Source organism: Micromonospora sp. NPDC002717 (genome assembly GCF_040295705.1).
Taxonomy (GTDB): domain Bacteria; phylum Actinomycetota; class Actinomycetes; order Mycobacteriales; family Micromonosporaceae; genus Micromonospora.
In genome coordinates, this window is the sequence record NZ_JBEOVW010000029.1 from 1 (window position 1) to 17,221 (window position 17,221).

The 17,221-nt window shown below is 68.7% G+C and carries 31 protein-coding genes; all 31 read right to left on the bottom strand.

The genetic code is table 11. From position 1 onward, the window contains the following. Nucleotides 1-130: 130 nt before the first annotated feature. Nucleotides 131-691 carry a 50S ribosomal protein L17 gene (rplQ, locus tag ABT006_RS28920; protein WP_350711523.1) on the bottom strand — a complete coding sequence of 187 codons (561 nt, stop codon included), beginning with the start codon at nt 689-691 and terminating at the stop codon, nt 131-133. Between the two features lie 34 nt (nt 692-725). Then, on the bottom strand, nt 726-1,748 hold the full coding sequence (locus tag ABT006_RS28925) for a DNA-directed RNA polymerase subunit alpha (protein ID WP_091079335.1): 1,023 nt from the start codon (nt 1,746-1,748) through the stop codon (nt 726-728). 98 nt (nt 1,749-1,846) lie between these two features. Then, nucleotides 1,847-2,473 carry a 30S ribosomal protein S4 gene (rpsD, locus tag ABT006_RS28930; protein WP_350711525.1) on the bottom strand — a complete coding sequence of 209 codons (627 nt, stop codon included), beginning with the start codon at nt 2,471-2,473 and terminating at the stop codon, nt 1,847-1,849. A gap of 14 nt (nt 2,474-2,487) precedes the next feature. Continuing rightward, nucleotides 2,488-2,895, bottom strand: a complete 408-nt coding sequence (gene rpsK / locus ABT006_RS28935; protein ID WP_007073011.1) for a 30S ribosomal protein S11 — start codon at nt 2,893-2,895, stop codon at nt 2,488-2,490. Nucleotides 2,896-2,913: 18 nt separating this feature from the next. After that, on the bottom strand, nt 2,914-3,294 hold the full coding sequence (gene rpsM / locus ABT006_RS28940; protein ID WP_007073012.1) for a 30S ribosomal protein S13: 381 nt from the start codon (nt 3,292-3,294) through the stop codon (nt 2,914-2,916). Nucleotides 3,295-3,557: 263 nt separating this feature from the next. Continuing rightward, nucleotides 3,558-3,671, bottom strand: coding sequence for a 50S ribosomal protein L36 (gene rpmJ, locus ABT006_RS28945; protein ID WP_012184307.1), 114 nt, complete (start codon nt 3,669-3,671; stop codon nt 3,558-3,560). A 93-nt stretch (nt 3,672-3,764) separates the two neighbouring features. Then, nucleotides 3,765-3,986, bottom strand: coding sequence for a translation initiation factor IF-1 (gene infA / locus ABT006_RS28950; protein ID WP_007073013.1), 222 nt, complete (start codon nt 3,984-3,986; stop codon nt 3,765-3,767). 429 nt (nt 3,987-4,415) lie between these two features. Further along, complete coding sequence (map, locus tag ABT006_RS28955; RefSeq protein WP_350711527.1) at nt 4,416-5,267, bottom strand: type I methionyl aminopeptidase; 852 nt, start codon at nt 5,265-5,267, stop codon at nt 4,416-4,418. A gap of 93 nt (nt 5,268-5,360) precedes the next feature. After that, complete coding sequence (locus tag ABT006_RS28960) at nt 5,361-6,014, bottom strand: adenylate kinase (RefSeq protein ID WP_350711529.1); 654 nt, start codon at nt 6,012-6,014, stop codon at nt 5,361-5,363. Further along, complete coding sequence (gene secY, locus ABT006_RS28965) at nt 6,015-7,343, bottom strand: preprotein translocase subunit SecY (protein WP_350711530.1); 1,329 nt, start codon at nt 7,341-7,343, stop codon at nt 6,015-6,017. 235 nt (nt 7,344-7,578) lie between these two features. Further along, nucleotides 7,579-8,022, bottom strand: a complete 444-nt coding sequence (rplO, locus tag ABT006_RS28970) for a 50S ribosomal protein L15 (protein ID WP_350711532.1) — start codon at nt 8,020-8,022, stop codon at nt 7,579-7,581. Next, nucleotides 8,022-8,204, bottom strand: coding sequence for a 50S ribosomal protein L30 (rpmD, locus tag ABT006_RS28975; protein ID WP_007073018.1), 183 nt, complete (start codon nt 8,202-8,204; stop codon nt 8,022-8,024). The genes rplO and rpmD overlap by 1 nt, the downstream gene beginning before the upstream one ends. After that, nucleotides 8,204-8,818: a 30S ribosomal protein S5 gene (gene rpsE / locus ABT006_RS28980; protein WP_067359624.1), complete on the bottom strand. Its 615-nt coding sequence runs from the start codon at nt 8,816-8,818 to the stop codon at nt 8,204-8,206. Before rpsE ends, rpmD begins: the two co-directional genes overlap by 1 nt. A gap of 33 nt (nt 8,819-8,851) precedes the next feature. After that, nucleotides 8,852-9,241, bottom strand: coding sequence for a 50S ribosomal protein L18 (gene rplR, locus ABT006_RS28985; protein ID WP_091102576.1), 390 nt, complete (start codon nt 9,239-9,241; stop codon nt 8,852-8,854). Then, nucleotides 9,238-9,780, bottom strand: a complete 543-nt coding sequence (rplF, locus tag ABT006_RS28990) for a 50S ribosomal protein L6 (protein WP_350711533.1) — start codon at nt 9,778-9,780, stop codon at nt 9,238-9,240. Before rplF ends, rplR begins: the two co-directional genes overlap by 4 nt. 16 nt (nt 9,781-9,796) lie before the next feature. Beyond that, entirely contained in the window at nt 9,797-10,204 is a 408-nt protein-coding gene (gene rpsH, locus ABT006_RS28995) for a 30S ribosomal protein S8 (RefSeq protein ID WP_013288624.1), read from the bottom strand. A 73-nt stretch (nt 10,205-10,277) separates the two neighbouring features. Further along, nucleotides 10,278-10,463, bottom strand: a complete 186-nt coding sequence (locus ABT006_RS29000) for a type Z 30S ribosomal protein S14 (RefSeq protein ID WP_007073023.1) — start codon at nt 10,461-10,463, stop codon at nt 10,278-10,280. A 1-nt stretch (nt 10,464) separates the two neighbouring features. Beyond that, a complete protein-coding gene (rplE, locus tag ABT006_RS29005; RefSeq protein WP_350681992.1) occupies nt 10,465-11,034 on the bottom strand; it encodes a 50S ribosomal protein L5 in 570 nt (189 codons plus the stop codon). Continuing rightward, nucleotides 11,034-11,354 carry a 50S ribosomal protein L24 gene (gene rplX, locus ABT006_RS29010; RefSeq protein ID WP_172896341.1) on the bottom strand — a complete coding sequence of 107 codons (321 nt, stop codon included), beginning with the start codon at nt 11,352-11,354 and terminating at the stop codon, nt 11,034-11,036. Before rplX ends, rplE begins: the two co-directional genes overlap by 1 nt. Beyond that, nucleotides 11,351-11,719 carry a 50S ribosomal protein L14 gene (rplN, locus tag ABT006_RS29015; RefSeq protein WP_007073026.1) on the bottom strand — a complete coding sequence of 123 codons (369 nt, stop codon included), beginning with the start codon at nt 11,717-11,719 and terminating at the stop codon, nt 11,351-11,353. Before rplN ends, rplX begins: the two co-directional genes overlap by 4 nt. Nucleotides 11,720-11,816: 97 nt before the next feature. Further along, a complete protein-coding gene (gene rpsQ, locus ABT006_RS29020; protein ID WP_088998356.1) occupies nt 11,817-12,092 on the bottom strand; it encodes a 30S ribosomal protein S17 in 276 nt (91 codons plus the stop codon). Continuing rightward, nucleotides 12,089-12,325, bottom strand: a complete 237-nt coding sequence (rpmC, locus tag ABT006_RS29025) for a 50S ribosomal protein L29 (protein ID WP_007073028.1) — start codon at nt 12,323-12,325, stop codon at nt 12,089-12,091. Before rpmC ends, rpsQ begins: the two co-directional genes overlap by 4 nt. Then, nucleotides 12,325-12,750 (bottom strand): 50S ribosomal protein L16, encoded by a 426-nt coding sequence (rplP, locus tag ABT006_RS29030; protein ID WP_073834927.1) that lies wholly within the window; start codon nt 12,748-12,750, stop codon nt 12,325-12,327. Before rplP ends, rpmC begins: the two co-directional genes overlap by 1 nt. 3 nt (nt 12,751-12,753) lie before the next feature. Then, nucleotides 12,754-13,608, bottom strand: coding sequence for a 30S ribosomal protein S3 (gene rpsC / locus ABT006_RS29035; protein WP_350711535.1), 855 nt, complete (start codon nt 13,606-13,608; stop codon nt 12,754-12,756). After that, nucleotides 13,608-14,051, bottom strand: a complete 444-nt coding sequence (rplV, locus tag ABT006_RS29040; protein ID WP_350711537.1) for a 50S ribosomal protein L22 — start codon at nt 14,049-14,051, stop codon at nt 13,608-13,610. The genes rpsC and rplV overlap by 1 nt, the downstream gene beginning before the upstream one ends. Nucleotides 14,052-14,091: 40 nt before the next feature. After that, nucleotides 14,092-14,373: a 30S ribosomal protein S19 gene (gene rpsS / locus ABT006_RS29045; RefSeq protein WP_007073032.1), complete on the bottom strand. Its 282-nt coding sequence runs from the start codon at nt 14,371-14,373 to the stop codon at nt 14,092-14,094. A 12-nt stretch (nt 14,374-14,385) separates the two neighbouring features. Further along, nucleotides 14,386-15,225 (bottom strand): 50S ribosomal protein L2, encoded by an 840-nt coding sequence (rplB, locus tag ABT006_RS29050; RefSeq protein WP_091570064.1) that lies wholly within the window; start codon nt 15,223-15,225, stop codon nt 14,386-14,388. Nucleotides 15,226-15,237: 12 nt separating this feature from the next. Further along, nucleotides 15,238-15,540: a 50S ribosomal protein L23 gene (rplW, locus tag ABT006_RS29055; RefSeq protein WP_076466668.1), complete on the bottom strand. Its 303-nt coding sequence runs from the start codon at nt 15,538-15,540 to the stop codon at nt 15,238-15,240. After that, a complete protein-coding gene (gene rplD / locus ABT006_RS29060; protein WP_350681998.1) occupies nt 15,537-16,187 on the bottom strand; it encodes a 50S ribosomal protein L4 in 651 nt (216 codons plus the stop codon). The genes rplW and rplD overlap by 4 nt, the downstream gene beginning before the upstream one ends. Continuing rightward, nucleotides 16,184-16,849 (bottom strand): 50S ribosomal protein L3, encoded by a 666-nt coding sequence (gene rplC / locus ABT006_RS29065; protein ID WP_350711538.1) that lies wholly within the window; start codon nt 16,847-16,849, stop codon nt 16,184-16,186. The genes rplD and rplC overlap by 4 nt, the downstream gene beginning before the upstream one ends. An 11-nt stretch (nt 16,850-16,860) precedes the next feature. Beyond that, a complete protein-coding gene (rpsJ, locus tag ABT006_RS29070; protein ID WP_007073037.1) occupies nt 16,861-17,169 on the bottom strand; it encodes a 30S ribosomal protein S10 in 309 nt (102 codons plus the stop codon). Between the last annotated feature and the right edge of the window lie 52 nt (nt 17,170-17,221).

The following is a 17,221-nucleotide window of genomic DNA, read 5'->3' on the forward strand; positions in this document are numbered from 1 at the left end:
CGCCTCCCTCGCGGGCTCCCTCTCCCCCCCCACCCACCCCCGCGGGGCCGCCACCCCCACCCCCCCCCCCCCCCCCGCGCCCGCCCCCCCCCCCCCCCCGGGGGGGCCCCGCCCCCGACGGTGGCCTGGATCAGGCCTTGTCGTTCTCGCCGGCCTCGTCGCTGTCCTCGCGGGCGGCGGCGGTGTCGCCGGACGCCGACACGGGCGCCTCGGCGTCCTGGTCGCCCGAGTTCGACTTCGGGGCCTCCTCGGCCGGGGCGAGCGCCTCGACCTTGTCCTGCTGCGCGGCCTTGCGGGCGGCGGTCTTCTTGTTCGCCTTCGGCTCGGCGACCTGAAGCTCCTCGACCAGCTCGATGATCGCCATCGGCGCGGCGTCACCCTTGCGCGGACCGGTCTTCACGATCCGGGTGTAGCCGCCGTTGCGGTTGGCGTACCGGGGCGCGATCTGGTCGAACAGGGCGTAGACCACGTCCTTGTCCTTGACGACGCCCAGCACCCGCCGGCGGGACGCCAGGTCGCCGCGCTTGGCCTTGGTGATGAGCTGCTCGGCCAGCGGACGCAGCCGCCGGGCCTTCGTCTCGGTGGTCTGGATCTTGCCGTGCTGGAACAGCGCGGTGGCCAGGTTGGCCAGCATCAGCCGTTCGTGCGCGGGGCTGCCGCCGAGGCGGGGGCCCTTGGTGGGCGTGGGCATGCTTGGTGCTCCTCAGGTGTGGCGGCAGCGCGGACTAGAGCTGCTCGGTCTCGCGGTAGTCGTCGGTGTCGTAGTCGGCCTCGCCGAAGGTGTCCACGACGTGCGCCGGGTCGAAGTTCGGGGCCGAGTCCTTCAGCCCCAGACCCATCCCGGCGAGCTTCATCTTGACCTCGTCGATCGACTTCTGACCGAAGTTGCGGATGTCGAGGAGGTCGGCCTCGGTACGCCCGATGAGCTCACCAACGGAGTTGATGCCCTCGCGCTTGAGGCAGTTGTAGGAGCGGACGGTCAGGTCCAGCTCCTCGATCGGCAGCGCCAGGTCCGCCGCGAGCTGGGCGTCCTGCGGGGACGGCCCGATGTCGATGCCCTCGGCGGTCTCGTCCAGCTCCCGGGCCAGACCGAACAGCTCCACCAGCGTCGAGCCGGCCGAGGCCAGCGCGGTACGCGGGCCCATCGACGGCTTGGTCTCGACGTCGATGATCAGCCGGTCGAAGTCCGTCCGCTGCTCGACACGGGTCGCCTCGACGCGGTAGGTCACCTTGAGCACGGGCGAGTAGATCGAGTCGACCGGGATCCGGCCGATCTCGGCGCCGGCCTGCTTGTTCTGCGCCGCCGTGACGTAGCCGCGGCCCCGCTCGACGGTCAGCTCCATGTCGAGCCGGCCCTTGCCGTTGAGGGTGGCGAGCTTCAGGTCGGGGTTGTGCACCGAAACGCCGGCCGGCGGCTGGATGTCACCCGCGGTCACGTCGCCGGGGCCCTGCTTGCGCAGGTACATGCTGACCGGCTCGTCGTGCTCGGAGCTGACGCAGAGCTCCTTGATGTTCATGACGAGCTCGACCACGTCCTCCTTGACACCGGGGATCGTGGTGAACTCGTGCAGCACACCGTCGATCTTGATCGAGGTGACCGCCGCACCCGGGATCGACGACAGCAGCGTACGCCGCAGCGAGTTGCCCAGGGTGTAGCCGAAGCCCGGCTCCAGCGGCTCGATGGTGAACCGGGACCGGGTCTCGTTGATCGACTCCTCGGAGAGGGTCGGTCGCTGGCTGATGAGCATGTCTTCTCTTCTCTTCCGGGGCGCCCGCCATATGACGCCCACGACAAACTGTTCCGGTGGCCCGCCCGTGTCGGGCGGGCCACCGCAACGAGCTCCGACTACTTGGAGTAGAGCTCGACGATCAGCTGCTCCTGGACCTGCGTGTCGATGACCTGGCGGGCCGGGAGCGAGTGCACGAGGATCTTCATCTGGCTGGGGATCGCCTCGAGCCACGCCGGAACCGACCGCGAGCCGGCCTCGGCCTGCGCCACGATGAACGGGGTGAGCTCCTTGCTCTTGCCCCGGACCTCGATGATGTCGTGCTCCTTGACGCGGTACGACGGGATGTCGACCTTCTTGCCGTTCACCGTGAAGTGACCGTGCTTGACCAGCTGACGGGCCATGTCCCGGGACTTGGCGTAGCCGGCCCGGTAGACCACGTTGTCCAGCCGCGACTCGAGGATCTGCAGGAGAACCTCACCGGTCTTGGCCTGCTTGGCCACGGCCTCCTCGTAGTAACCGCGGAACTGCTTCTCCAGCACGCCGTAGACACGGCGGGCCTTCTGCTTCTCACGGAGCTGGAGCAGGTACTCCGTCTCCTTCGTGCGGCCGCGGCCGTGCTGCCCGGGCGGGAACGGCCGGGACTCGAACGGGCACTTCGGGCCATCGCACTTGCTGCCCTTGAGGAACAGCTTCATCTTCTCCCGCCGGCAACGGCGGCAGTCAGCACCGGTGTAACGAGCCATCTCTCTCTAACCTCTCAGACCCGGCGACGCTTCGGCGGACGGCACCCGTTGTGCGGCTGCGGGGTCACGTCGGAGATCTGACCGACCTCCAGGCCCACGGCCTGCAGCGAACGGATGGCGGTCTCCCGGCCGGAGCCGGGGCCCTTGACGAACACGTCGACCTTGCGCATGCCGTGCTCCATCGCCCGGCGCGCGGCGGCCTCGGCGGCGAGCTGCGCGGCGAACGGGGTCGACTTGCGGGAGCCCTTGAAGCCCACCTGGCCCGCGGAGGCCCAGGAGATGACCGCACCGGTCGGGTCCGTGATGGACACGATGGTGTTGTTGAAGGTGCTCTTGATGTGCGCCTGCCCGTGGGCGACGTTCTTGCGTTCCTTGCGCCGGACCTTCTTGACAGCGGCTCCGGCACGAGCCTTCGGTGGCATAAGTCTGTGCGCTCCTATTTACTTCTTGCCGGGCTTCTTCTTGCCGGCCACGGTCCGCTTCGGGCCCTTGCGGGTCCGCGCGTTGGTCCGGGTCCGCTGGCCACGCACGGGCAGACCCCGGCGGTGCCGGATGCCGGCGTAGCAGCCGATCTCGACCTTGCGGCGGATGTCAGCGGCGACCTCGCGGCGCAGGTCGCCTTCAACCTTGTAGTTGGCCTCGATGTGGTCGCGGAGCTGGACCAGCTCCTCGTCCGTGAGGTCCCGGGCGCGCTTGTCCGGCGAGATGCCGGTGGCGGCGAGCGTCTCCAGGGCGCGGGTCCGACCCACGCCGAAGATGTAGGTGAGCGCGATCTCCATCCGCTTCTCGCGGGGGAGGTCGACGCCGACTAGACGTGCCATGTGCGGGCGTGCTCCTCGTGGTGTTCTGGCGGAGGTGTGGACCCGTCCCATCCCGCTACCGACCGTTCCTCCTCCGGCGTCGTGCGCCGGCGACCGGAAACGGTCGCTGCCCGAGCGGGCCCCGGCCTCCGACCGGGGGTCAACCACGAAGAGGTACGCGACGCGCACCGCCCGCGGCTGGGACGAGCAATTGATTCGTTGTCTGGATCCGCGGCCCGGACCGATTACGACCGACCGTTGTCACACGGCCGGTCGGAACTGGTTCAGCCCTGGCGCTGCTTGTGGCGCGGGTCGGTGCAGATGACCATGACCCGGCCGTGCCGGCGGATGACCCGGCACTTGTTGCAGATCCTCTTGACGCTCGGCTTGACCTTCACGGTTGCCTTACTTCCCATCTGGCCCGACGACGCGCCGAGGCGCGACACCGGACGTCGAAGACGGACACGGGGACGTCCCGGCCGTCGTCAGGCTTACTTGTAGCGGTAGACGATGCGCCCGCGGGTCAGGTCGTACGGCGAGAGTTCGACGACGACCCGGTCCTCCGGCAGGATGCGGATGTAGTGCTGCCGCATCTTGCCGCTGATGTGAGCCAGCACCTTGTGGCCGTTCGCGAGCTCCACGCGGAACATTGCGTTCGGCAGGGGCTCGATGACCCGACCCTCGATCTCGATGGCTCCGTCTTTTTTCGGCATGTCCTCCGCTGTCCTGACGTCGGTTGCTCCGGACGGCCCACAACGTCTTACACGGGCGACTGATCAAGATCAGGGTGCCCGCGCCAGCCGCGGCTCCGACTCCCACCGAAGCGCGGGGTGGGCATGCCGGAGTGGACGCTGTGCGCCGATCAGAAAGTGTACGCCCGCCTGCGGGCCGTCGCCAAACCGGCCACCCTCGGGAGCGTCGGACCACCCGAAAGGCGACAATCGGGCGTCCAGGTCACCCGCCCGGCGTTCCGGTCGGGCGGGCGCCTCGACCAGGAACGGGACAGGGCCCGCCGGCGTCGCGACCTCCCGCGCCGCGGGGACGGCGGGCGCCGGCGGGTCGGTGGACGAGGGCCGTCCGCTTCCCGTACGCCCTCAGCGACCACTCGTCCGCGCGGGCGGCTCCGGCCGACCCTCCTCGGGTCAGACGGCCGGCGAGTCGGCGGGCTGGCGGGAGGTGACGAGTTCGCCGAGCCGGGCGCGACCGCCGTCCGGCGCGGTCAGCACCCAGACGCCGTCCGGGAGCAGCGCCATGGTGTGCTCGACGTGCACCGCCATCGACCGGTCCCGGGTGACCACGGTCCAGCCGTCGGAGAGCTCCACCGTCCGGGGCGAGCCCATCGTGATCATCGGCTCGATCGCCAGCGCCATGCCCGGCACCAGGCGGGGGCCCTTGCCCGGGCGTCCGTGGTTGAGCACGTGCGGGTCCTGGTGCATCTCGGTGCCGATGCCGTGGCCGCCGTAACCGTCGACGATGCCGTACCGGCCGCCCTTGCGGACGGCGTTCTCGACGGCGTGCGAGATGTCGGTGAGCCGGCCCTTGCCGCTGGCCGCCCCGCGGGCGGCGGCGGCGATGCCCGCCCACATGGCGTCCTCGGCCACCTCGGCCATCTTGAGCAGCGCCGGGTCGACCTCGCCCACGCCGACCGTGATCGCGGCGTCGCCGTGCCAGCCGTCGAGCACCGCGCCGCAGTCGATCGAGATCAGGTCCCCGTCGCGGAGCACCTGCTGCGGCGCCGGGATGGCGTGCACGACCTGCTCGTTCACCGACGAGCAGATCGATGCCGGGAAGCCGTGGTAGCCCTTGAACGAGGGGACGGCACCGGCCTCGCGGATGGTCGACTCGGCGATGGCGTCCAGGTCGGCGGTGCTGACCCCGGGGGCGACCGCCTCCCGCATCCGACGCAGCGCCTCGGCGACCACCAGCCCGGCGGCCCGCATCTTCTCGATCTGGTCAGGGGTCTTCAGCTGGATGTCCAGCTGGGGACGACGCATGGAGCCGTTACCTTTCGTTGCCGAAGCCGAAGAGCGGGGCACGTCGGACGTACCCCGCTCCTCGCACTCTATCCGCCGGAGCCCGGCGGGACGTCAGCCGCCGTACGACCGCAGGGCGTCGATGGCGCGGAGCGTGACGTCCTCCACCGGGCCGGTGGCGTCGATGCCCACCAGCTTGCCCTGGGCGCCGTAGTAGTCGACCAGCGGCGCGGTCTTGTCCGCGTACTCCCGCAGGCGGGTGGCGATGGTCTCCGGCTTGTCGTCGTCGCGCTGGAACAGCTCGGCGCCGCACCGGTCGCAGATGCCCTCGCGGGTGGTCGCGTCGAACTCGACGTGCCAGATCTTGCCGCAGCCCCGGCACGTACGCCGGCCGGAGAGCCGCCGGATCACCTCGTCGTCGTCGACGACGAGTTCCAGCACCAGGTCGAGCGCGGTGCCCAGGTCGGCGAGGAGCTTGTCCAGCGCGGCGGCCTGCGGCGTGGTGCGCGGGAAGCCGTCGAGCAGGAAGCCCTCGGCGGCGTCCGGCTCGGCGAGCCGGTCCCGCACCATGTTGATCGTGACCTCGTCGGGCACCAGCTCGCCGGCGTCCATGTAGCGCTTCGCCTCGATCCCCAGGGGCGTGCCCTGGGAGACGTTCGACCGGAAGATGTCACCGGTCGAGATCTTCGGGACCGAGAGGTGCGCGGCGATGAACTCGGCCTGCGTACCCTTGCCCGCACCCGGCGGGCCAACCAGAACGAGTCTCATCTACCGCAGGAACCCTTCGTAGTTCCGCTGCATGAGTTGGCTCTCGATCTGCTTGGTGGTCTCCAGACCGACGCCGACCATGATCAGGACAGCGGTGCCGCCGAACGGGAAGTTCAGGTACTGCTGCTTGTCCAGCCAGATGAAGAAGAAGTTCGGCAGGATCGAGATGATGCCCAGGTAGAGGGCGCCCGGCAGGGTGATCCGGCTGAGGATGAAGTCGAGGTAGTCGGCGGTCGGCTTGCCGGGGCGGATGCCCGGCACGAAGCCGCCGTACTTCTTCATGTTGTCCGCGACCTCGGTCGGGTTGAACGTGATCGAGACGTAGAAGTACGTGAAGAAGATGATCAGCAGGAAGTAGACCGAGATGTAGATCGGGCTGGTCGGGTCGACCAGGTTGTTCTGGATCCACGCCTGGGTCTTGCCCGGGTTGGTCTGGTCGAAGAACTGCAGCGCCAGCTGGGGCAGGTAAAGCAGCGACGAGCCGAAGATGACCGGGATGACACCCGCCTGGTTGACCTTCAGCGGGATGTAGGTCGAGGTGCCGCCGTACATGCGCCGGCCGATCATCCGCTTGGCGTACTGCACCGGGATCCGGCGCTGCGCCTGCTCGATGAAGGTGACCGCGGTGATGACCACCAGGACCAGCGCGATGACGAGGATGAACTTGCCCCAGCCGCCGGTCTGCTTGATCTGCCAGCCCTCGCTGGGGAGCCGAGCCGCGATCGAGGTGAAGATCAGGACGGACATGCCGTTGCCGACGCCCCGGTCGGTGATCAGCTCACCGAGCCACATCACCACGCCGGTGCCGGCGGTCATCGTCATGACGAGGAGGGACAGCGTCAGCCAGTCCGGGATCCCGGTGCCCTCGGGGATGATCGGGAACTGGTCGCACTGGTTCTGGAACAGCTGCCCGGAGCGGGCCAGCGCCACGAACGCCGACGCCTGGAGGACGCCCAGGCCCAGCGTCAGGTAGCGGGTGTACTGGGTGATCTTCGCCTGGCCGGCCTGGCCCTCCTTGCGGAGCTGCTCGAGCCGCGGGATGACCACGGTCAGCAGCTGCAGGATGATCGACGCGGTGATGTAGGGCATGATGCCCAGCGCGAAGACCGAGAGCTGCAGCAGCGCGCCGCCGGAGAAGAGGTTGAGCAGGTTGAGGACCCCGGTGGAGCCGTTCTCCAGGGTGTCGAGGCACTTCTGCACGTTGCCGTACGAGACACCCGGGCTGGGCAGCGTAGCCCCGAGCCGGTAGACCGCGATGATGCCTACTGTGAACAGCAGCTTCTTGCGCAGGTCAGGCGTACGGAACGCACTGAGAAAGGCGGACAGCAACTTCTTCCTCCTGCGCGCGGCGGGCCGCCGGTGAACCCGGGCGGGTCGGGGTGGGTGCCGGGCGAGTGCCCGATATCCATAGCTGGGAAGGGACTCTAACAGCCCGATCCCCGTCCGGGCAGATGTGCCCGGCTACATAAACCGAATCCGATGTTACCCGGCGCACACGTGCCGGGGAGACCATGGCGCCCGCCCAGTTGGGACAACTGAGCGGGCGCCATGTGTCGTACAGCTCTTACAGCTCGGTGACGGTGCCACCGGCGGCGGCGATCTTCTCCTTGGCCGACGCGCTGAACGCGTGCGCCGACACCTGGAGGGCGACCCCGCCGAGGTCCCCGGTGCCGAGGACCTTGACCGGCTGGCCCTTGCGGACCGCGCCGGCCTCGACGAGCTCCAGCGGGCCGACCTGGCCGCCGTTCGGGAACAGCTCGGCGAGCCGGTCCAGGTTGACCACCTGGAAGACCACCTTGAACTTGTTCTTGAAGCCCTTCATCTTCGGCAGGCGCATGTGGATGGGCATCTGCCCACCCTCGAACGCCGCCGAGATGTTCTTGCGGGCCTTGGAACCCTTGGTACCGCGACCGGCGGTCTTGCCCTTCGAGCCCTCACCGCGACCCACGCGGGTCTTCGCGGTCTTGGCACCGGGCGCCGGGCGCAGGTGGTGGACCTTGATCGTCATTACTCGACCTCCTCGACCTTCACGAGGTGGTTGACCGCGAAGATCATGCCGCGGATCTCCGGACGGTCCTCCTTGACCACCACGTCGTTGATCCGCTTGAGACCGAGCGAGCGCAGCGAATCACGCTGGTTCTGCTTGGTCCCGATCTCGGACCGGACCTGGGTGACCTTCAGGCGAGCCATCAGGAAGCCACCCCCGCCCGCGACGCCAGCATGGCGGCCGGCGCGACGTCCTCGACCGGCAGGCCACGACGGGCGGCGACGGCCTCGGGGGACTCGAGCCCCTTCAGCGCCGCCACCGTGGCGTGCACGATGTTGATCGGGTTCGACGAGCCGAGGCTCTTGGAGAGCACGTCGTGGATACCCGCGCACTCCAGCACGGCACGCACCGGACCACCGGCGATGACACCCGTACCGGCCGAGGCCGGCTTGAGCAGCACCACGCCGGCGGCGTCCTCGCCCTGCACCGGGTGCGGGATCGAGGCGCCGATCCGCGGCACCTTGAAGAAGTGCTTCTTGGCCTCCTCGACACCCTTGGCGATCGCCGCGGGCACCTCCTTGGCCTTTCCGTAGCCCACACCGACGGTGCCGTCGCCGTCGCCCACGATCACCAGGGCGGTGAAGCTGAAGCGACGACCACCCTTCACGACCTTGGCGACGCGGTTGATCGCGACGACCCGCTCGAGGTGCGGGGTCTTCTCGACGGGCGCGTTTCCGCGGCCGCCCTCACGGCGGTTGTCGCGGCGACCACCCTCGTTGCCACCGGACCCGCCGCCACGGCGCTGTTGACCTGGCATCAGCAGCCTTCCTTCTCTCTCGTGACGGGGTTTCTAGAACTCGAGCCCGGCTTCGCGGGCGGCGTCGGCAAGCGCGGCGACCCGCCCCGCGTACCGGTTGCCACCGCGGTCGAAGACGACCTTGGAGATGCCGGCGGCCTTGGCCCGCTCGGCGAGCAGGGCGCCGACCTTGCCGGCCAGGGCGCTCTTGTCGCCCTCCGAGCCGCGCAGCGAGGCGTCCAGGGTCGAGGCCGACGCCAGGGTGTGACCCTTGGTGTCGTCCACGATCTGGGCGACGATGTGCCGCAGGGAGCGGGTGACCACGAGGCGGGGACGCTCGGCGGTGCCGCTGATGTTCTTGCGGACCCGGAAGTGCCGGCGCGCACGCCCGACGGCACGCTTGGCGGCGACGCCGCGGCGGCGCTTGAGCAGCGTGGCGCTCACTTCTTACCTGCCTTTCCAGCCTTGCGGCGGATGACCTCGCCCTGGTACTTCACGCCCTTGCCCTTGTAGGGCTCCGGCGGGCGGATCTTCCGGATGTTGGCGGCAACCTCACCGACGAGCTGCTTGTCGATGCCGGCCACGTGGAACAGCGTCGGCTTCTCCACCGTGAAGGTGATGCCGTCCGGCGCCGGAACCAGCACGGGGTGCGAGAACCCGAGCGCGAACTCCAGGTCCTTGCCCTTGGCGGTCACGCGGTAACCGGTGCCGGCGATCTCCAGGCTCTTGCGGTACCCCTCGGTGACGCCGACGATCATGTTGGCGACCAGGGTACGGCTGAGGCCGTGCAGTTCCTTGGCCTTGCGCTCGTCGTTCGGGCGGTTGACGTTCAGCTGCCCGTCCTCGGCCCGGTCGATCGTGATCGGCTCGGCCAGGGTGTGCGAGAGCTCGCCCTTCGGGCCCTTGACCTTGACGGTCTGCCCGTCGATCGTGATGTCGACGCCGGCTGGCACCGGGATCGACTTACGTCCAATACGCGACATTTCTACCTGTCTCCCGTTACCAGACGAAGGCGAGGACTTCCCCGCCAACGCTCCGCTTGCGGGCCTGCCGGTCGGTGAGCAGCCCCTGGGACGTCGAAATGATCGCCACGCCCAGCCCGCCGAGCACCCGCGGGAGCCCGTCCGACTTGGCGTAAACCCGCAGACCGGGCTTGGACACGCGCTTGATGCCGGCCAGGCTCCGCTCCCGGTTCTGGCCGTACTTCAGCTCGACGACCAGTCGCTTGCCGACGGCGCCCTCCTCGGGCTCCTCGACCGACCAGGTGGCGATGTAACCCTCGGCCTTGAGGACCTCGGCGATGTTCGCCTTGATCTTCGAGTAGGGCATCGTCACCCGGTCGTGGTACGCCTGGTTGGCGTTACGCAGACGCGTGAGCATGTCTGCGATCGGGTCGGTCATCGTCATGGAATTCGTCAGCCTTTCTCGCCGGGGTTCCCGGGGCGGTGAGCCCCGGGCCTACGGCGAAGAGCAATAGCTATTACCAGGAAGCCTTGGACACGCCGGGCAGCTCACCGCGGTGGGCCATCTCCCGGATGCACACCCGGCAGAGACCGAACTTGCGGTAGACCGCCTTGGGACGCCCGCACCGCTGGCAGCGGGTGTACGCGCGAACCGAGAACTTCGGCTTCGCGGCCGCCTTGAGGATCAGCGCCTTCTTGGCCATCTCAGTTCTCCTTGAACGGGAAGCCCAGGAGCTTGAGCAGCGCCCGGCCCTCGTCGTCGGTCGTGGCGGTGGTGACCACCGTGATGTCCATGCCCCGCTGCCGATCGATCTTGTCCTGGTCGATCTCGTGGAACACCGACTGCTCGGTCAGACCGAACGTGTAGTTGCCGTGCCCGTCGAGCTTGCGCCCGTCGAGACCGCGGAAGTCGCGGATACGCGGCAGCGCGATCGACAGCAGCCGGTCCAGGAACTCCCACATCCGGTCGCCGCGGAGGGTCACCTTCGCGCCGATCGGCATGCCCTCGCGGAGCTTGAACTGCGCGATGGACTTGGTCGCCCGCCGCACCTGCGGCTTCTGGCCGGTGATGGTGGCCAGGTCCCGGACGGCGCCGTCGATCAGCTTGGCGTCCCGGGCGGCCTCGCCGACACCCATGTTGACGACGATCTTGACCAGCCGCGGCACCTGCATCGGGTTGCCGTACTTGTGCTGCTCCTGCAGCTGGGCCACGATCTCGTTGCGGTACCGCTCCTTGAGGCGCGGCATGGTCTTGGTTTCGGTAGCCGTGGTCATCACAGGTCCTTACCGGTGCTACGCGCGATGCGGACCTTCTGGCCGTTTTCGTCGATCCGGTAACCGACGCGGGTCGGCTTGCCGTCGGAGTCCAGGACCTGCACGTTCGAGACGTGGATCGGGGCCTCCTGGGTGACGATGCCACCGGTCTTGGCGCCACGCTGGGTGGTGCTGATGCGGGTGTGCTTCTTGACCCGGTTCACGCCCTCGACCAGGACCTTGTCCTGCCGCGGGTAGGCCGCGATGACCTTGCCCTTGGCACCCTTGTCCTTGCCGGCGATGACGACGACCGTGTCGCCCTTCTTGACCTTCACGGTCACAACACCTCCGGCGCGAGAGAGATGATCTTCATGAACCGCTTGTCCCGCAGCTCCCGACCCACCGGGCCGAAGATACGGGTGCCGCGCGGGTCCCCGCCGTCCTTGATGATGACGGCGGCGTTCTCGTCGAAGCGGATGTACGAACCGTCCGGCCGCCGCTTCTCCTTGGCGGTGCGAACGACGACAGCCTTGACGACATCGCCCTTCTTCACACCGGCACCCGGGATCGCGTCCTTGACGGTGGCCACGATGACGTCGCCGATGCTCGCGTAGCGCCGACCGGAGCCACCGAGAACCCGGATGCACAGGATCTCCCGAGCACCCGTGTTGTCGGCGACGCGCAGTCGCGACTCCTGCTGAATCACGTCTATCTCCTATGTCTGCCGGTTCTCCGGCCGCGCGAGGCGGCCGGAGCCTGGCGGAACCCGCGCCCGACTGACGCCGGGCGAGCTTGAGCCTTCGCTACTTGGCCTTTTCCAGGATCTCCACGAGCCGCCACCGCTTGGTGGCGGACAGCGGCCGGGTCTCCATGATCAGGACCCGGTCACCGATGCCGGCGGTGTTCTGCTCGTCGTGCACCTTCAGCTTGCTGGTACGGCGCATGATCTTGCCGTACAGCGCGTGCTTGACCCGGTCCTCGACCTCGACGACGACGGTCTTTTCCATCTTGTCGCTGACCACGAGGCCCTCACGCACCTTGCGGCGGGCCCGCGCGGCGGCGGTGGTGTTCTCGCTCATGATGCAGTCACCTCAGTCGGCGCGGCCGAGAGACCCAGCTCGCGCTCACGCATGATCGTGTAGATCCGGGCGATCTCCCGACGGATGACCTGCAGCCGCCGGTTGTTGTCCAGCTGCCCGGTTGCGGCCTGCACGCGGAGGTTGAACAGCTCCGCCTTGGCCTCGCGCAGCTTCGTGACCAGCTCCTCCTCGGAGAGCTCACGCAGCTCGGAGGCCTTAACGCCCGCTGCCATCAGGATTCACCCACTTCGCGCGTAACAATGCGGCACTTCATCGGGAGCTTGTGGATCGCGCGACGCATCGCCTCTCGCGCGATCTGCTCGTTGGGGAAGGACATCTCGAAGAGGACCCGCCCCGGCTTCACGTTGGCGACCCACCACTCGGGCGAACCCTTACCGGAACCCATCCGGGTCTCGGCCGGCTTCTTGGTGAGGGCCTGGTCCGGGAAGATCGTGATCCAGACCTTGCCACCACGCTTGATGTGGCGGGTCATCGCGATACGGGCCGACTCGATCTGGCGGTTGGTCACGTACGCCGGCTCGAGAGCCTGGATCCCGAACTCGCCGAACACCACCCGGTTACCACCCTTGGACGCGCCGTGGCGGTCCGGGTGGTGCGGCTTGCGGAAGCCCTTCGGGGGCTTGCGCGGCATCAGCATCTGTCAGCCCTCCTGCTGCGTTTCTGCCGCGGCGGAGACGGCGGCGGGATCCACCGCGTCACCACTCGGCGTCTCGGCCTGCTGCGCGATGGTGGTCGCGGCGGCCCGGCCGGTCTCGGTGCCGCCGGCGGTCGTGCCGGACGAGCCGGACCGACCACGGCGCGGCCGCTCGGGGCGGTCGCCGCGCTCACGGCGCGGGCGCGACGGAGCCTCGGCCGGGGTCTCCCGACCCGGCACCGCGTCGCCCTTGTAGATCCAGACCTTCACGCCGATCCGGCCGAAGGTGGTACGGGCCTCGAAGAAGCCGTACTCGATGTTGGCCCGCAGCGTGTGCAGCGGGACCCGGCCCTCGCGGTAGAACTCGGTCCGGCTCATCTCGGCGCCGCCGAGACGGCCCGAGACCTGGACCCGGATGCCCTTGCAGACCGGGTTCTTCATCGCGGACTGCATGGCCTTGCGCATCGCCCGACGGAAGCTGACCCGGCTGGACAGCTGCTCGGCGACGCCCTGGGCGACGAGCTGCGCGTCCGACTCGGGGCTCTTCACCTCGATGATGTTCAGCTGGACCTGCTTGCCGGTCAGCTTCTCGAGCTCGCCACGGATCCGGTCGGCCTCCGCACCCTTGCGGCCGATGACGATGCCCGGCCGGGCGGTGTGGATGTCGACGCGGACCCGGTCCCGGGTGCGCTCGATGTCGACCTTGGAGATGCCGGCACGCTCGAGGCCCTTGGACATCATGCGGCGGATCTTGACGTCCTCGCCGATGTAGTCCTTGTAGAGCTTGTCCGCGAACCAGCGGGACTTCCAGTCGGTCGAGATGCCGAGCCGGAACCCGTGCGGGTGAACCTTCTGACCCATTACTCGGCGCCCTCCGTCTTGCTCTGCGTCTCAGCCGGCTCCGCCTGCTTCGCCGGGGCCGCCTTCTTCGCCGCGGCCGGCGCCACGGCCTCGACCGCGACGGTGATGTGGCAGGTGCGCTTGCGGATCCGGTACGCCCGGCCCTGCGCCCGCGGCTGGAACCGCTTCATGGTCGGGCCCTCGTCCACGTACGCCTCGCTGACGAGCAGCGCGTCGGGGTCCAGCCGCTCGTTGTTCTCCGCGTTGGCGATCGCGCTCGCGAGCACCTTGTACACCTGCTCGCTCGCAGCCTGCGGCGCGAACTGCAGCACCGTGAGCGCCTCCTTCGCGGGCAGGCCGCGGACGAGGTTGACCACCCGGCGCGCCTTCATCGGCGAGATGCGCACGTGCCGCGCAACCGCCCGCGCGCCCGGAAGCACCGGAGCGTCGCCCTTTCCTGGCATCGCTGTAACCCCTTGTTCCTCTATCCGTATGCCCGCGGCGTCAGCGCCGACGGCTCTTCCGGTCGTCCTTCTCGTGACCCTTGAACGTGCGGGTCAGCGCGAACTCGCCGAGCTTGTGCCCGACCATCGCCTCGGTCACGAACACCGGGACGTGCTTGCGTCCGTCGTGCACGGCGATCGTGTGACCCAGCATCTCCGGGATGATCGTCGAGCGCCGCGACCAGGTCTTGATGACGTTCTTCGAGCCCTTGTCGTTCTGCGTCTCCACCTTCTTGAGCAGGTGGTCGTCGACGAACGGGCCCTTCTTCAGGCTGCGAGGCATGTCTTATCTCCCTCAGCCGCGCTTACGCGTGGCGTAGCGGCGGCGGACGATCAGCCGGTCACTCGGCTGGCCCTTACGACGGGTGCGGCCCTCGGGCTTACCCTGCGGGTTGACCGGGTGGCGACCGCCGGAGGTCTTACCCTCACCACCACCGTGCGGGTGGTCGACCGGGTTCATCGCGACACCACGGACGGTCGGGCGCTTGCCCTTCCACCGCATACGGCCGGCCTTGCCCCAGTTGATGTTCGACTGGTCGGCGTTGCCGATCTCGCCGATGCTGGCGCGGCAGCGGACGTCGACCCGCCGGATCTCACCGGACGGCATGCGCAGGGTCGCGTACGCGCCCTCGCGGCCGAGCAGCTGGATGCCGACGCCGGCCGAGCGGGCCAGCTTGGCGCCGCCGCCCGGGCGCAGCTCCACGTTGTGGATGGTGGTACCGACCGGGATGTTGCGCAGCGGCAGGTTGTTGCCCGGCTTGATGTCGGCGCCCGGACCGGACTCGACCGCGTCGCCCTGCTTCAGGTCCTTCGGCGCGAGGATGTAGCGCTTCTCGCCGTCGGCGTAGTGCAGCAGCGCGATGCGCGCGGTGCGGTTCGGGTCGTACTCGATGTGGGCGACCTTCGCCGGCACGCCGTCCTTGTCGACCCGCTTGAAGTCGATCAGACGGTACTGGCGCTTGTGACCGCCACCGTGGTGCCGCGTGGTGATCCGGCCGTGGGCGTTGCGTCCGCCCTTCTTCGGCAGCGGAGCCAGCAGCGACTTCTCGGGCGTCGACCGGGTGATCTCGGCGAAGTCGGCGACGCTCGAGCCACGCCGGCCCGGCGTCGTCGGCTTGTACTTACGGATAGCCATTGTCTACACCCCTCAGCTGACCGGGCCGCCGAAGGCCTCGATACGGTCACCGTCAGCCAGCTTCACCATCGCCCGCTTGGTGTCCTTGCGCTTGCCGAACCCGGTGCGGGTCCGCTTGCGCTTGCCCTCGCGGTTGAGCGTGTTGACCGTCAGGACGCGGACGTTGAAGATCTGCTGGATAGCGATCTTGATCTCGGTCTTGTTCGCGTCCGGGTGCACCAGGAAGGTGTACCAGTTGCGGTTCAGCTCGCTGTAGCTCTTCTCCGAGACGACCGGCGCCACGATGATGTCGCGCGGGTCGGCGATCGTGCTCACTTGCCACCCTCCTCGGTGGTCTCGGCGGGAACACCGAGGAACTCGTCCAGGGCGTCCTTCGTGAAGACCACGTCGTCGGCCACCAGCACGTCGTACGTGTTGAGCTGGCCGGCTTCGATCAGGTGCACCCGCGGCTCGTTGCGCAGCGACACCCAGTTCAGCTCGTCGGTGCTGCTCAGCACGACCAGCACCCGGCGGGCGTCGGTCAGCTTGGCCAGCGTGGCCAGGGCGGCCTTGGTCGACGGCTTCTCGCCCGAGACGAACGCCTCGACGACGTGCACCTGCCCGGCGCGGGCCCGGTCCGACAGGGCGCCACGCAGGGCGGCGGCCTTCATCTTCTTCGGGGTGCGCTGGCTGTAGTCGCGCGGCACGGGACCGTGCACCACGCCACCGCCGGCGAACTGCGGCGCGCGGATCGAGCCCTGCCGGGCACGACCGGTGCCCTTCTGCTTGTACGGCTTCTTGCCGCCACCGGCGACCTCGCCGCGGGTCTTGGCCTTGTGCGTGCCCTGCCGGGCCGCCGCGAGCTGGGCCACCACGACCTGGTGCATCAGCGCGACGTTGGCCTGGACGTCGAAGATGTCGGCGGGCAGCTCGACGGAGCCGCTCTTGTTGCCTTCGACGGAGAGGACGTCAACGGTGGTCACTTGGCCACACCGCCCTTCTTCACCTTGGTCTTGGCCGCGGTGCGGACCAGGACCAGCGCGCCCTTGGGGCCGGGAATGGCGCCGCGGACGAGCAGGAGGTTGTTCTCGGTGTCGACCGCCTGGACGGTCAGGTTCTGGACGGTGTAGCGCACGCCACCCATCCGGCCGGCCATCCGGGTGCCCTTGAAGACACGACCCGGGGTGGCGCAGGCGCCGATGGAGCCCGGCGAGCGGTGCTTGCGCTCGACACCGTGGCTGGCGCGCAGACCGTGGAAGCCGTGACGCTTCATCGGGCCGGCGTAGCCCTTGCCCTTGGTCTTGCCGGTCACGTCGATCGAGACACCGGCCGGGAACTCCTCGACCGTGATCTCCTGGCCGAGCGAGTACTCCGCCGCGTCGGCGGTGCGCAGCTCGACGATGTGCCGGCGCGGCGCGACGTCGGCCTTCGCGTAGTGCCCGCTGATCGGCTTCTTGACCTTGCGCGGGTCGATCGTGCCGTACGCCAGCTGGACCGCGGAGTAACCGTCCTTCTCGGCGCTACGAACCTGGCTGATGACGCACGGGCCGGCCTGAACCACGGTCACCGGGACAACACGGTTGTTGTCCCAGACCTGGGTCATGCCGAGCTTTGCGCCCAGGATCCCCTTGACTTGCCTGTCCATTTGTCCGGTCCCTACAGCTTGATCTCGATGTCGACGCCAGCCGGCAGGTCGAGGCGCATGAGCGAGTCGACCGTCTTCGGGGTCGGGTCGATGATGTCGATCAGCCGCTTGTGCGTGCGCATCTCGAAGTGCTCGCGCGAGTCCTTGTACTTGTGCGGCGAGCGGATAACGCAGAAACGGTTGATCTCCGTGGGCAGCGGCACCGGGCCTGCGACCTGCGCCCCGGTACGCGTCACCGTCTCGACGATCTTCCGAGCCGAGGAGTCGACGACCTCGTGGTCATAGGCCTTGAGCCGGATGCGGATCTTCTGTCCCGCCATGGTGGCTTCTGTTCCTTCTCTCGATGCCGCTGTGTTGCGGGCGCCTGTACCG